A 13,432-nucleotide genomic window follows, 5' to 3' on the forward strand; every position below is an offset into this window, starting at 1 on the left:
CCCACCCCACCTCGACCACGGCCACCCCCGCACCAACAAATACCACCACCCAGAGAAGTTGCTTAGAGACGACGAAGACGATCCGTAGGTTCCGCCGCGGCGCTCGGTAGCGGTCAAAACCGTTCCCTTGCTCGTCGGATTGCCCTAACGTTGCCAGCGTGGAGTCACACGGAACCCCCGAACTCGTGCCGGTCGAGGCATTGCGCTCAGGTGACCCGATCACCGACGTCCAGGGTGGCGGTCAGCATTACACGGTTCTCGAATCCAAAGCCATCGGCGAGGGCTGCGTCGTCCTTGAACTCGAATCCAAGGCCAACGACCAGCTTCGAGTGATCGAGATGTCCTTCCCGGCCGGCTACCACATGGGCAGGTCGCCTCGGCGCATTCTGTGACCCCGCCCGTCGCACCGTTTCGCATCGACGTCGGCAGCGAAGTCCTCGACGACCTGAAGACACGCTTGGCCCGCACCCGCTGGCCCGACGCCGAGTGCGTCGACGACTGGAGCCAGGGCATGCCCTTGGCGTACACCCGCGAACTGGCCGCCTACTGGGCCGACGGCTACGACTGGCCGGCACGCGAAGCCGCACTGAACCGCTTCGACCAGTTCGTCACCGAGATCGACGGGCTCGACATCCATTTCATCCACCAGCGGTCCCCCCACGAGGACGCGCTACCGCTGCTGATCACCCACGGCTGGCCCGGCTCGATCGTCGAGTTCCACAAGGTGATCGAGCCGCTGGTCAATCCCGACTGTCCCGAGGATGCGTTTCACGTCGTCTGCCCGTCGCTTCCCGGGTATGGCTTCTCCGGCAAGCCCACCCGTACCGGGTGGGGCGTCGACAAGATCGCGCAAGCGTGGGAGACGCTCATGGGCCGTCTCGGCTACGACCGCTACGGCGCGCAAGGCGGCGACTGGGGAGCCGCCGTCACCACCCAACTGGGCCGCAACCGCGGTCGTTGCTTCGCCATTCACCTGAACATGCCCATCGCGCGGCCGCCCACGGACAGCGGCTCCGAACTGACCGAGGACGAGCAACGGGCGTTGGCGGCCGTCGCGCAGCACCGCCGCTGGGGGACCGGCTATTCCAAACAGCAGTCCACCCGGCCTCAAACGCTGGGCTACGGATTGGTGGATTCGCCTGTGGCACAACTGGCCTGGATCGTCGAGAAATTCTGGGCCTGGATGGACTGCGACGGGCATCCCGAGAACGTGCTCACCCGCGACGAAATCCTCGACAACGTGATGCTGTACTGGGCTACCGGCAGCGGCGCCTCCTCGGCGCGCCTGTACTGGGAGAGCTACAACAACTTCGGCGGCGCCGGCCGGGTGGAGGTGCCCACCGGCGTCGCCGCATTTCCCAAGGAAATCCTGCCCGCACCGCGGCACTGGTGCGAGGCCGTCTACAACATCACCCACTGGACGACGATGCCGCGCGGCGGGCACTTCGCCGCGTTCGAGCAACAGGAACTGCTCGTCGACGACGTCCGCGCGTTCTTCGCGACCGTCCGCTGACAGCGGGCGCTGCCCGGGATTCGGGTAGCCGACTACCCTATGCCGCTTCGCCGAAGACCGGGATAGTGGGACATCGATATGACCCAACCAACCTTTACCCCCAAGAAGGTCAACCGCGTATTCGCCGTCGGCTACGGCGCGGTCGGCTATCTGGCATTCGTGGTGGCCTTTCTGTATGCCATCGGATTCGTCGGCGACCTCTTGGTGCCACGCAGCATCGATCACGCCGTGGCCGCCCCGATCGGCGAAGCGGTCGTGGTGAACGTGTTGCTGCTCGGGGTCTTCGCCGTCCAGCACAGTGTGATGGCGCGACCGGCGTTCAAGCGACGGTGGACCCGTGTAGTGCCGCAGCCGCTGGAGCGCACCACCTATGTCCTGCTGTCGAGTTTGGCGCTGTTCCTGCTGTACTGGCAGTGGCGATCAATGCCCACCGTGGTGTGGGACGTCAGGATGCCTGCGGCCCGGATGGTGTTGTGGACGTTGTTCTGGCTCGGCTGGGCGACCGTGTTCGTCTCGTCGTTCATGATCAGCCATCTCGATTTGTTCGGGCTGCGGCAAGTGCTCGCGGTGTGGAGTGGAAACCCGCAGAGCGACATCAGTTTTCGCGCGCCGCTGCTCTATCGGGTGGTACGGCACCCATTGATGGTCGGTTTCATTGTCGCCTTTTGGGCGGCGCCCACGATGACGGCCGGTCACCTGCTCTTTGCGATCGCCACCACCGCCTACATCCTGATCGCGATTCAGCTCGAGGAGCACGACCTGATCGCCATGCTGGGATCGCAATACCGGGACTACCGGCGACGGGTGCCGATGCTGCTGCCGTGGCCGCGTCCGCAGGGCTGACTATCGCAGCGCTGTCACACCGACGTTCGGGCCGGGTCGAATTCGAGGACCTGGGTCAAGCGGATGTTGTTGCCCGACGGGTCACGAAACGACGTATCGATGCCGTACGGCTGGGGGGTCGGCGGGTCGTTGAACACCACGCCGCGAGCGGACAGCTCGTCATAGCTGCGCTGGCAGTCATCGGTCTCGAGGAACAGGGTTCCGCCGGCGCCCTTTGCGACGAGCTCGGCCAGCGCGGCGCTGGCCTGTGGATCGAGCATCGGCGGTCCCGGCACCGGCATTAGCACCAGGCCGACATCGGACTGCGGCGGCCCCACCACCAGCCAGCGAAACTGCCATGCCTCCATGGTGACGTCGGAACGAACCTCCCAGCCCAGTGTTTTGGTATAGAACTCGGCGGCCTCGTCTTGGTCGTGCACCCAGAACTGAGTGTTGGCGATCTTGATCACTGGTTCTCCTCCCTGGCTGGTGTGAGGAAGCCTATGAAACCGCGAAGCGATCGTCTTCTCGAAAAGTGCGGTTTTGCGGGCGCGCATAGGCTTTCGCGATGCACAGCGGTATCCGGACAAGCCGGGCGGCGGGCGGCCACGCGGCTCGGTAGTCGGTCGGGGTTTGACCGAAGATTCGCCGGAAGCTCGTCGTGAAGGAGCCGACGCTCTCACAACCGACCGCAAAGCAGATCCGGGCCACGGGCCAATCGGTCGTGCGCAGTAAGGCCGCCGCCCGTTCCAGTCGCCGTGTCAGCAGGTACTGATGCGGGGTCTCGCCGAATGTCCGGGCGAACTCCCGGCTGAAGTGCGCCTTCGATAGGCCGGCCGCACGCGCGAGGTCGGCGACCGACAGCGCCTCGAAGTAGCGGCTGTCCGCGAGGTCCTTGGCCCGCAGGAGATGTCGGGCAGCGGGCACGGCTGTGAACGTCACGCCCGGCGGCCGAGCCGACGATTTCGTCGTAACCGCGTCCAGGGCGCCGTCGTCGATCGCCAGCCCGCGCCGGTGCGGCGGCGGGTGTCGATCGCGTACGCGCCCCCGCCGATGAAAACCAACAGCAGAAAACCGAAGCAGTACAGCACCGCAAGCTCACCCTGGTTGACCATCGGCCAGAAGCCGTGCGGGAAGTGCTGAGTGAAGTAGGCGTAGGCCATCTCGCCGGAGGCCACGAAAGCCGCCACGCGAGTAAACAGCCCCAGCGCAACGAGCCCGCCGGTGACCGCCTCGATCCAGCCGGCGTAATAGAACGGCCACTCGCCGGTCGGGACGGTGGGGCCGACCGGCCAGCCGATCAGCTTCTGCAGGCCGTGGCATAAGAACAGCAGACCGAACACCACTCGGAAAACCGCCACCGCCACAGGCGAGTACGGGCTGAGCCTGGCCTCGAGGTTGCGCGTCGTCATGCGACGACGATACGGCTACGCGTGATTAAACGTCGTAGTACAGCGCGAACTCGTAGGGGTGCGGCCGGACGTTGATCGGGTCGATCTCGTTCTCGCGCTTGTAGGCGATCCACGTCTCGATCAGGTCGGAGGTGAAAACCCCGCCCTCGGTGAGGTATTCGTGGTCTTCTTCGAGACGGTCGATCACCGCAGCCAGCGAGGTGGGGGCCTGCGGGATGTTGGCGGCCTCTTCCGGCGGCAGCTCGTAGAGGTCCTTGTCGACCGGCGCCTGCGGCTCGATCTTCTTCTTGATCCCGTCGATACCGGCCATCATCATCGCCGAGAACGCCAGGTACGGGTTACCCGAGGAGTCGGGGCAACGGAACTCCAGCCGCTTGGCCTTCGGGTTGTTGCCGGTGATCGGGATGCGCACACACGCCGAGCGGTTGCGCTGGCTGTACACCAGGTTGATCGGGGCTTCGTAGCCCGGCACCAGCCGCTTGTAGGAGTTGACCGTCGGGTTGGTGAACGCCAGCAGCGACGGGGCGTGGTGCAGGATGCCGCCGATGTAGTGCCGCGCGGTGTCGGACAAGCCCGCGTAGCCGACCTCGTCGTAGAACAGCGGCCCGCCGTCCTTCCACAGCGACTGGTGCGTGTGCATCCCGGAGCCGTTGTCACCGAACAGCGGCTTGGGCATGAACGTGACGGTCTTGCCGTTCTGCCAGGCCGTGTTCTTGACGATGTACTTGAACAGCATCAAGTCGTCGGCGGCGTGCAGCAGCGTGTTGAACTTGTAGTTGATCTCGGCCTGGCCGCCGGAGCCTACCTCGTGGTGGCCCTTTTCCAGCACGAAGCCGGCGTTGATCAGGTTGGTGAGCATCTTGTCGCGGATGTCGACGTACTGGTCGTTGGGCGCGACCGGGAAGTAACCGCCCTTCGGGCGCACTTTGTAGCCGCGGTTGGCGCTGCCGTCGAACTCGGTCTTCACCCCGGTGTTCCACCACCCGGAGATGGCGTCGACCTCGTAGAACGCGCTGTTGGTCTGAGAGTTGAAGGAAACCGAGTCGAAGATGTAGAACTCGGCCTCGGCGCCGAAGTAGGCGGTGTCGGCGATGCCGGTGCTGACCAGGTAGCTCTCGGCCTTGCGGGCGACGTTGCGCGGGTCGCGCGAGTACGCCTCACGGGTGAACGGGTCGTGCACGAAGAAGTTCAGGTTCAGCGTCTTGGCTTCGCGGAACGGGTCGATCTGGACCGTCTGCGGGTCGGGCAGCAGGATCATGTCGGATTCGTGGATTGACTGGAAGCCGCGAATCGAGGACCCGTCGAAGGCCAGCCCGTCCTCGAACACGCTCTGGTCGAACGCCGATGCCGGGATCGTGAAGTGCTGCATCACGCCGGGCAGATCACAGAACCGGACGTCGACGTACTGAACCTTCTCGTCCTTGATCAGCTTGATGATGTCGTCGGCCGTCTTTTCGGACACCGAAGCGCTCTCCTTTACTGAGGGCATCGAATCTAATGCGGTCATTGAGGCGCTCTCCTTTACTTGGCCGTGACGGGTGGCCCGATCAGACCGTAGGGAGGCGATGTTGCCCGGCAGTCAACCCCATGTTGCGCTGACGTTACGCGACGCGGTCGGTCACGGTCGAAACCGGGTCGCGACCTCTTATTGTTGAGGCCATGGCCCGTGACATCGCTTCGTGGCTGTCCGGCCCGCCGGGCTCGTCGTCCGGGTACCCCGGTGAAACGCTCGGCCTGCCCGAGCACGGGCCCGGTTCGCTGGCCCGGCTGGGGCGCCGGCTGGCGGCGCTGATGGTCGACTGGCTGGTGGCCTATGGGCTTGCCGCGCTGGGAATGACGCTGGGGCTGATTGCGCCGAGTGTGCTGTCCACGGCGGTGCTGGTCGTCTGGCTCGTGCTCGGGATGATGGCGGTTCGGCTGTTCGAGTTCACCCCGGGGCAGTTCGCGCTGGGGCTGCGGGTGATGTCGGTCGACGGGCGCCTGCACGTCGGGCTCGGCCGGGCCGCCCTGCGCGGGCTGCTCATCGCGCTGGTCATTCCGGCATTGTTCGTCGACGCCGACGGCCGCGGCTGGCAGGACCGGGTCACCGGAACCGCGGTCGTTCGGCGCTGAGTTACCGCCTGCGCACGGTGCGCTGCACACCGCGCATCTTGGCGGCGCCGGGCAACGGCCCCTTGGGCATCGCGGCCGCTCCGGCCCGCGTCCCCAACGCGCTCAGCCGGGATTCCAGCGAGTCCATCTGCTTGACCGTGATGTTGGCCGGCAGCTTGGTCAGGTGACGCTCGAGCTTGGCCAGCGGAACCTCACCCTCGCCGTTGCCGACGACGATGTCGTAGATCGGCACCTCGCCCACCAACCGAGCGGTGCGCTTCTTCTCCTGGGCCAGCAGCGGCTTGACCCGCGCCGCCGATCCTTCGGCCACCAGGATCACGCCGGGACGACCGATCACCCGGTGCACGGCGTCGAAGTGACCGGTGGCGGCCACGCCCGGGGTGACGCGCCATTTGCCGCGCAGGTTGTCCAGCGCCCACGCGGCCGCGCCGGTTTGCCCCTCCGCCTTGCGGTAGACCGACCGCTGCGCGCGCCGGCCGAAGATGAAGAACGCCACGAGCGCGCCGAGCACCACGCCCAGCGGAATCATCGTGACCATGGTGAACCCGCCGGCGGCCACCCCGACCGCCACCGAGATCCCGACGATCAGCACGAACGCGCCGATCATGTAGGGCAGCAGCCGCTTGTCCTCTTTGCGCTGCATGGTGAACGCCTGCCACAGCTGGCTGCGACGCTCCTTGGCGGCCGCCTTGCGGGCCGCCTTCGCCTCGGCTCTGGCGGCCTTGTTCGCCGCGCTATTACGGGATTTCGCCATTGGTTCAGGATACGGTCGGGCGCGCCCGCACAGCCTGCTGGTAGAGCCGCCCGGCCCGGTACGACGACCGCACCAACGGCCCGGCCAGCACGCCGGCGAAGCCCAGGCCTTCGGCGTAGTGCGCGTACTCGACGAACTCGTCGGGATGAACCCAGCGCTCGACCGGGTGATGCCGGGCCGACGGGCGCAGGTATTGGGTGATCGTGACGATCTCGCAGCCGGCCGCATACAGGTCGTCCAGCGCGGTGCGCACCTCGTCGGGCGTCTCGCCCAACCCGAGGATCAGGTTGCTCTTGGTGACCAATCCGAATTCGCGGGCGGCGGTAAGCACGTCGAGGCTGCGCTCATAACGGAACGCGGGCCGGATCCGTTTGAAAATCCGCGGCACCGTTTCGACGTTGTGCGCCAACACTTCCGGGCGAGATTCGAAAACTTCTCGCAGCCGGTCGGGGTCGCCGTTGAAGTCGGGGATCAGCAGCTCGACACCGGTCGACGGGTTGAGCCTCTTGATGGCGCGCACCGTCTCGGCGTAGAGCCAAGCACCGCCGTCGGGCAGATCGTCGCGGGCCACCCCGGTGACGGTCGAATACCGCAGTCCCATCGCCTGCACGCTTTCGGCGACGCGCCGCGGCTCGTCGCGGTCCAGCTCGGCGGGCTTACCGGTGTCGATCTGGCAGAAGTCGCAGCGGCGGGTGCATTGGTCGCCGCCGATCAGGAAGGTGGCCTCGCGGTCTTCCCAGCACTCGTAGATGTTGGGGCAGCCGGCTTCCTCGCACACGGTGTGCAGGCCCTTGCGCCGGACCAGGCTCTTCAGCTCGGTGTATTCGGGACCCATGCGCGCGCGGGTCTTGATCCACGGCGGCTTGCGCTCGATCGGGGTCGCCGCGTTACGCACCTCCAGGCGCAGCAGTTTCCGGCCTTCCGGAGCGACAGTCACAATGGCGATGCTACGCGGGCAGTGGGTTGCCAACTCAGCGCCAGCCGCCCGTCGAGCGCGTCGCACACCGCGTCGGCGACGGACGACCGAACCTCGTCGACACCGACCCGCCGACCCAATTCTGCGGTGATCGACGTCACCCCGGCGTCGGTGATGCCGCACGGCACGATCCGGTCGAACGCGGCCAGGTCGCAGTCGCAGTTGAGCGCGAAGCCGTGCAGCGTCGTCGCTCGCGACACCCGCACGCCGATCGCGGCCACCTTGCGCGCGCGCAGGCCAGGCACCCATACTCCGGACCGGCCCTCGACGCGGCCGACCTCCACGCCCAGGTCGGTGCACACCTTGATCAGCGATTCCTCAAGGCGCCGAACGTAATTGACGACGTCGAGCGGCTCCGTCAACCCGATGATCGGGTAGCCGACGAGTTGTCCGGGCCCGTGCCAGGTGATCTTGCCGCCGCGGTCGGTGTCGACGACGGGCGTGCCGTCGACCGGCCGTTCGTGCGGCAGGGTGCGTCGCCCGGCGGTGTACACCGGCGGGTGTTCGAGCAGCAACAGCGTGTCCGGGCCGCCGGCTACCCGCTCGTCGGCCAGTTGGCGTTGCAGCTGCCAGGCGGCGTTGTAGTCGATGCTGCCGAGTTGGCGGACGTCGATGGGGCTGGCGCTCGCCCGGATAGAGCTCACCAGCCGAGGCTACCGCGGGCAGTCGGCCTAGGCGGCGGGCCGGGTGGTGGCGTAGCGCAGCGCCTCGCCGATGGTGTTGTGGTGGAACTGGAAACCGGCGCGCTCCAGGGCCGCCGGGATGACGCGCTGGCCGCACAGCAACCCCTCGTCGGCGAACTCGCCGAGCACGGCGCGCACCGCGAACCCGGGCAGGATCAGCGGCGTGGGCCGGTGCACCGCGCGGCCCAGCGCCGCGGTGAACTCGGCGTTGGTGACCGGAGCGGGGCCGGTGAGGTTCACCGGTCCGGACAGCGTGCCGTTGGTAATGACGAACTGCAGCGCACGCACCTCGTCCTCAAGGCTGATCCAGGACATGTACTGGCGACCGTTGCCCAGCCGGGCGCCCAGGCACAGCGAGAACAGCGGCCGCATCCGTCGCAGCGCGCCGCCCGACGGGGCCAGCACCAGCCCGGTGCGGGCCAGCGCCACCCGGACGCCGGCCTGCTGGGCTGCCGCCGTGGCCGCTTCCCAGTCCTGACACAGTTGGGCCAGGAAACCCGTTCCGGCCGAGTCGGTTTCGTCGACGGCCCGGTCCTTGGTGTTGCCGTAGTAGCCCACGGCACTGGCGTTGACCAATACCCCGACATCGGCCTCGGCGACCGCGGCCGACAGTACTTCGGTTGGCGTGATGCGGCTGTCGCGCAGGCTCTGCTTGAAGGCGCCCGACCAGCGCCGCTGGCCGACGTTGACGCCGCACAGGTTGACCACCGCGTCGACGCCGCGCAGCGCCGACGGATCGAACTCACCGGCTTCGGGATCCCAGCGCACTTCGGTACCGTTCGACGGTGCTCTGCGCACGATGCGCAGCACGCGGTAGTCGGCCCCGCGCAGCGCGGCAACCAGGGCTGAACCGATCAGCCCGGACGAGCCCGCGATTGCGATGACGGCCTTGGCCACAGTCTCACAACCCTAAATCGGCCTCGAATGCTCCCTCTTCGAGCCGATGCTTGATCGTGGTCAGGAACCGTCCGGCGTCGGCGCCGTCGATCAGCCGGTGGTCGTAGGTCAGCGGCAGGTAGCAGATCGAGCGCACCCCGATGGATTCGTTGCCGGTGTCGTCGACGACGACCCGGGGTCGCTTGACGATCGCGCCGGTGCCCAACATGGCGGCCTGCGGCGGCACCAGGATCGGGGTGTCCAGCAGCGCGCCCTGGCTGCCGATGTTGGTGATCGTGAAGGTGCCACCGGAGAGCTCGTCGGGTTTGAGGTCGCCGGAGCGGGCGCGGGCGGCGATGTCGGCGATCGCGCGCGCCAGCCCGGCCAGCGACAGGTCGCCGGCGTTGTGGATGACGGGGGAGAGCAGACCTTGCTCGGTGTCGACGGCGAATCCGAGATGTTCGGCGTCGTAGTAGGTGATCTCTTTGGTTTCCTCGTTGTAGCTGGCGTTGATGTTGGGATGGATCTTGAGCGCGTCGATCACGGCGCGGGCGATGAACGGCAGGAAGGTCAGGTTCACGCCCTCGCGTTCGGCGAACGCCGTCTTGGCCTTGGCCCGCAGCGCCACGATCTTGGTCATGTCGACCTCGTGGACCTGGGTCAGCTGTGCGGTGGCCTGCAGCGATTCGCGGGTCTTCTTGGCGGTGATCTGACGGATCCGGCTGGCCTTTTGGGTGGTGCCACGCAGGTGCGCCAGCGCAGGCGCCGGGGTAGGCGCCGGTGGTGCCGCAGCGGGGGCGGCGGCCGCGGGCTGCGCCGCCGGCGCGGGTGGCGGCGCTTTCTTGGCTTCGGCGGCGGCGAGTACGTCCTGTTTGCGGATGCGCCCGCCGACGCCGGTACCGGTCACTTCGTTGAGGTCAATGTTGTTGTCGGCAGCCAGTTTTCGCACGAGCGGCGTGACGTAGGGCGTGGTTGGTGCTTGGCCGGCGGGCTCCGGCTCGGGTGCAGGCGGCGCGGCCGGCTTGGCCTCCGGGTGCGGTGTGGGCTCGGGTTTGGGCTCGGGCTGCGGCGCCGGCGGGGCCTGCGGTTCGGGTGCCGGCTTGGCGGCGGGCGCAGCGGCGCCGGTGCCGATCCTGGCCAGCTCGCCACCGACCGAAACGGTGACGTCCTCGTCGGCGGTGATGCTGACCAGCGTGCCGGCCACCGGGGACGGGATCTCGGTGTCGACCTTGTCCGTGGACACCTCGACCAGCGGCTCGTCGACCTCGACCACGTCGCCGACCTTCTTCAGCCAGCGGGTCACCGTGCCCTCGGTGACCGACTCGCCGAGTTCGGGCATCAGCACGGGCGTGGTCGCACCGGTTGCGGCGGCCTCGCCGTCCGGTGATGCCGCGGCGGGTTGCGGCTCGGGTTCCGGCTCCGGCTGGGCCGCCGGCTGCGCCTCGGGTTGCGCCTCGGCTTGCGGCTCCGGTTGCGCTTCGGGAGCTTGCCCGCCGGCGGGTTGTCCGCCGTCGCCCTCGGCGGCGTCGCCGATGATGGCCAGCTCGCCGCCGACCTCGACGGTGTCGTCCTCCTGGGCGATGATCTTGGTCAGCACACCGGCCGCCGGCGACGGGATTTCGGTGTCGACCTTGTCGGTGGACACCTCGAGCAGCGGCTCGTCGAGTTCGACCGTGTCGCCTTCCTGTTTGAGCCAGCGGGTGACCGTCCCTTCGGTGACGCTCTCACCGAGCGCCGGCATCTGGACTGAGAAGGCCATCTCTGTTGACTCCTCGATCGATCGGTCGGTCGGCACGGGTCGACCTCTGGCTTACCACAGCATCCTTTCACTGCGGCGCGGCCGGCACTCACCCAGGGCAGAGTCGCCTGCCGGGCTCTTGACACCCCTGTAGCGCCCGGGCAGTGTCGAAACACGCTCGCTACCAACGGTATGAGCTACTGGCCGTCACAGTAAGTCTCGGATGAGGAGTGCGATGGCAGCCCCACGACGGTTCGTCGACAGCGCCGACGGTGTCCGCCTGGCGGTCTACGAGGAAGGCAACGCCGATGGACCCACGGTCGTGCTGGTGCACGGCTGGCCGGACTCACACGTGCTGTGGGACGGCGTGGTCCCACTGCTGGCCGAGCGCTTCCGGATCGTCCGCTACGACAACCGCGGCGTCGGCGGATCCTCGGCGCCCAAGCGGGTTTCGGCGTACACCATGGCCCGTTTCGCCGACGACTTCGCCGCCGTCGTCGACGCGTGCAGCCCCGGTCAGCCGGTGCACGTGCTGGCCCACGACTGGGGATCGGTAGGAGTGTGGGAATTCCTGGGCCGGGACGGCGCCGGCGAGAAGGCGGCGTCGTTCACCTCGGTGTCCGGGCCGAGCCAGGACCACCTCGTCGACTACATCCTCACCGGCCTGCGGCGCCCGTACCGGCCGCGCAGCTTTGTGCGGGCGCTCAGCCAGGCGCTGCGGCTGAGCTACATGGCGGTCTTTTCGATACCGGTGCTGGCGCCGCTGGTGGTCCGTGCGGCGTTGTCCAGCCCGCGATTGCGCCGCGCACTGACCACGGGCGTCCCCGCCGCGCAGGTCCACCACTCCGACAGGCTCGCCGCAGACGCGGCGAGGTCGCTGAAAACCTACCGCGCCAACTACTTTCGGTCGTTCGCGCATCACCGTCGCGACCACTACGTCGACGTGCCGGTGCAACTCGTCGTCAACACCGAAGACCGCTACGTGCGGCCGTACGGCTACGACGCCACCGCGCGCTGGGTGCCGCGGCTGTGGCGCCGCGACATCAAGGCCGGGCACTGGTCGCCGATGTCGCACCCGCAGGTGCTGGCGGCCGCGGTGCATGAACTCGCCGACCTGACCGAGGGCAAACCGCCCTGCCGTGCCCTGCGGCGCGCGCAGGTCGGTCGTCGGCGCGACTACTTCACCGACATGCTGGTGTCGGTGACCGGGGCGGGCAGCGGCATCGGCCGGGCCACCGCCTATGCGTTCGCTCGCGAGGGCGCCGAGGTCATCGTCAGCGATATCGACGACGCTGCGGTCAAGGACACTGCCGCCGAGATCGCGGCGCGCGGCGGCGTCGCACACGCCTACCTACTTGACGTCGCCGACGCCGGGGCCGTCGAGGCGTTCGCCGAGCAGGTCTGCGCCGAGCACGGCGTGCCCGACATCGTCGTCAACAACGCCGGCATCGGGCAGGCCGGCCGGTTCCTCGACACCCCGCCCGAGGAATTCGACCGGGTTCTCGACGTCAACTTCGGCGGCGTGGTCAACGGCTGCCGCGCGTTCGCCCGGCGGCTGGTCGAGCGCGGCGCCGGTGGGCACATCGTCAACGTCTCCTCGATGGCGGCCTACGCGCCGTCACAGCAGCTGAACGCGTACTGCACGTCCAAGTCCGCGGTGTACATGTTCTCCGACTGCCTGCGCGCCGAACTGGACGCGGCCGGCGTCGGGCTGACCACGATCTGTCCCGGCGTCATCGACACCAACATCGTGCACACCACCCGATTCGACGCGCCGTCCGGACAGACCGAGCAGGCCGAGGGTCGACGGGCCCAGCTGGAGAAGATGTTCGCGCTGCGCCGCTACGGCCCGGACAAGGTGGCCGAGGCCATTGTCGCGGCCGTCAAGAAACACAAGGCGATCCGGCCGGTGGCGCCCGAGGCCTATCTGCTCTACGGCGTGTCCCGAATAGCGCCGCAGGCCTTACGCAGCACCGCGCGCCGCCGGTTGGTGTAGCCGAGAAGTTCACGCATCGTCGATCGCCGGCGTGGGTACCCGCAGGGATCGAGCCCGATGCGAAAGGAACCCTGGCGATGGCCGCAACACGCGAACTGTCCGCGATTCGTGACGTGCACGCGTCCTGTCATCAGGTCTGGGATGTGCTGGCCGACGGGTGGACCTACAGCCAGTGGGTGGTCGGCAACAGCCGCACTCGGGCCGTCGACTCGAATTGGCCGGAGCCCGGCGCGGCCATCCGGCACTCGATCGGCGTGTGGCCGCTGGTGATCGACGACCAGACGTCGGTCGAGAAATGCGAGCCGCTGCACGAGCTGGTACTGCGAGCGGGACTCGGGCCGTTGGGCGCGGCACGAATCACCATGCGACTGCACGAGATTCCGGACGGCTGCCGGGTCGAGATGATCGAAGTGCCCGCCGAGGGACCGGTCCGGGTCATTCCCGATCCGCTGACATTGGTTGCCATCTACCCCCGCAACCGCGAGTGCATCTTGCGGCTGGCGGCACTGGCCGAACGCCTGGACCCCAGCCAGGTGAAGTGACGGCCGGA

At 67.8% G+C, this 13,432-nt stretch carries 16 protein-coding genes; 7 read left to right on the plus strand and 9 right to left on the minus strand.

Annotated elements, in window-relative coordinates; translation table 11 throughout:
* The 4 genes from AWC14_RS29315 to mddA form a co-directional block, all read left to right on the plus strand.
* Positions 1-88 (plus strand): hypothetical protein (locus AWC14_RS29315; protein ID WP_249026291.1); only part of this gene is annotated, 88 nt, incomplete at its 5' end.
* Positions 89-158: 70 nt separating this feature from the next.
* The gene (locus AWC14_RS00010; protein WP_045378126.1) at positions 159-392 is read left to right on the plus strand and encodes a hypothetical protein; all 234 of its coding nucleotides are present in this window, start codon (positions 159-161) and stop codon (positions 390-392) included.
* Positions 389-1,513, plus strand: coding sequence for an epoxide hydrolase family protein (locus AWC14_RS00015; RefSeq protein WP_045378123.1), 1,125 nt, complete (start codon positions 389-391; stop codon positions 1,511-1,513). The genes AWC14_RS00010 and AWC14_RS00015 overlap by 4 nt, the downstream gene beginning before the upstream one ends.
* Before the next feature lie 78 nt (positions 1,514-1,591).
* On the plus strand, positions 1,592-2,356 hold the full coding sequence (gene mddA / locus AWC14_RS00020; protein ID WP_045378120.1) for a methanethiol S-methyltransferase: 765 nt from the start codon (positions 1,592-1,594) through the stop codon (positions 2,354-2,356).
* A gap of 14 nt (positions 2,357-2,370) precedes the next feature.
* Here mddA and AWC14_RS00025 read toward each other — a convergent pair whose 3' ends face one another.
* Genes AWC14_RS00025 through glnA form a run of 4 tightly spaced genes read right to left on the minus strand, consistent with a single transcriptional unit; the run spans position 2,371 to position 5,209 of the window.
* Positions 2,371-2,805, minus strand: a complete 435-nt coding sequence (locus AWC14_RS00025) for a VOC family protein (RefSeq protein ID WP_045378117.1) — start codon at positions 2,803-2,805, stop codon at positions 2,371-2,373.
* 31 nt (positions 2,806-2,836) lie between these two features.
* The gene (locus AWC14_RS00030) at positions 2,837-3,262 is read right to left on the minus strand and encodes a helix-turn-helix transcriptional regulator (RefSeq protein WP_142281476.1); all 426 of its coding nucleotides are present in this window, start codon (positions 3,260-3,262) and stop codon (positions 2,837-2,839) included.
* A gap of 11 nt (positions 3,263-3,273) precedes the next feature.
* Positions 3,274-3,747, minus strand: a complete 474-nt coding sequence (locus AWC14_RS00035; RefSeq protein WP_045378112.1) for a DoxX family protein — start codon at positions 3,745-3,747, stop codon at positions 3,274-3,276.
* A 25-nt stretch (positions 3,748-3,772) separates the two neighbouring features.
* Complete coding sequence (gene glnA, locus AWC14_RS00040; protein WP_085240902.1) at positions 3,773-5,209, minus strand: type I glutamate--ammonia ligase; 1,437 nt, start codon at positions 5,207-5,209, stop codon at positions 3,773-3,775.
* A gap of 197 nt (positions 5,210-5,406) precedes the next feature.
* On the opposite strand from glnA, the gene AWC14_RS00045 reads away from it, so the two are divergent.
* A complete protein-coding gene (locus AWC14_RS00045) occupies positions 5,407-5,859 on the plus strand; it encodes an RDD family protein (protein WP_045378106.1) in 453 nt (150 codons plus the stop codon).
* 1 nt (position 5,860) lies between these two features.
* Here the strand turns inward: AWC14_RS00045 and AWC14_RS00050 are convergent, their stop codons facing one another.
* Genes AWC14_RS00050 through sucB form a run of 5 tightly spaced genes read right to left on the minus strand, consistent with a single transcriptional unit; the run spans position 5,861 to position 10,907 of the window.
* On the minus strand, positions 5,861-6,613 hold the full coding sequence (locus tag AWC14_RS00050) for a DUF4191 domain-containing protein (protein ID WP_085240904.1): 753 nt from the start codon (positions 6,611-6,613) through the stop codon (positions 5,861-5,863).
* Positions 6,614-6,617: 4 nt separating this feature from the next.
* The gene (gene lipA, locus AWC14_RS00055; protein ID WP_057003486.1) at positions 6,618-7,550 is read right to left on the minus strand and encodes a lipoyl synthase; all 933 of its coding nucleotides are present in this window, start codon (positions 7,548-7,550) and stop codon (positions 6,618-6,620) included.
* Positions 7,547-8,236: a lipoyl(octanoyl) transferase LipB gene (gene lipB, locus AWC14_RS00060; protein WP_045378100.1), complete on the minus strand. Its 690-nt coding sequence runs from the start codon at positions 8,234-8,236 to the stop codon at positions 7,547-7,549. Before lipB ends, lipA begins: the two co-directional genes overlap by 4 nt.
* Positions 8,237-8,260: 24 nt before the next feature.
* Positions 8,261-9,169, minus strand: coding sequence for a TIGR01777 family oxidoreductase (locus AWC14_RS00065; RefSeq protein ID WP_045378097.1), 909 nt, complete (start codon positions 9,167-9,169; stop codon positions 8,261-8,263).
* 4 nt (positions 9,170-9,173) lie between these two features.
* Entirely contained in the window at positions 9,174-10,907 is a 1,734-nt protein-coding gene (gene sucB, locus AWC14_RS00070; protein ID WP_045378396.1) for a 2-oxoglutarate dehydrogenase, E2 component, dihydrolipoamide succinyltransferase, read from the minus strand.
* 214 nt (positions 10,908-11,121) lie between these two features.
* On the opposite strand from sucB, the gene AWC14_RS00075 reads away from it, so the two are divergent.
* Positions 11,122-12,882 (plus strand): SDR family oxidoreductase, encoded by a 1,761-nt coding sequence (locus AWC14_RS00075; protein WP_142281477.1) that lies wholly within the window; start codon positions 11,122-11,124, stop codon positions 12,880-12,882.
* A 77-nt stretch (positions 12,883-12,959) separates the two neighbouring features.
* Entirely contained in the window at positions 12,960-13,424 is a 465-nt protein-coding gene (locus tag AWC14_RS00080; RefSeq protein ID WP_045378091.1) for an SRPBCC family protein, read from the plus strand.
* Positions 13,425-13,432 lie beyond the last annotated feature (8 nt).

This window comes from Mycobacterium kyorinense (assembly GCF_002101735.1).
In the GTDB taxonomy this organism is placed as follows: Bacteria; Actinomycetota; Actinomycetes; order Mycobacteriales; family Mycobacteriaceae; genus Mycobacterium; species Mycobacterium kyorinense.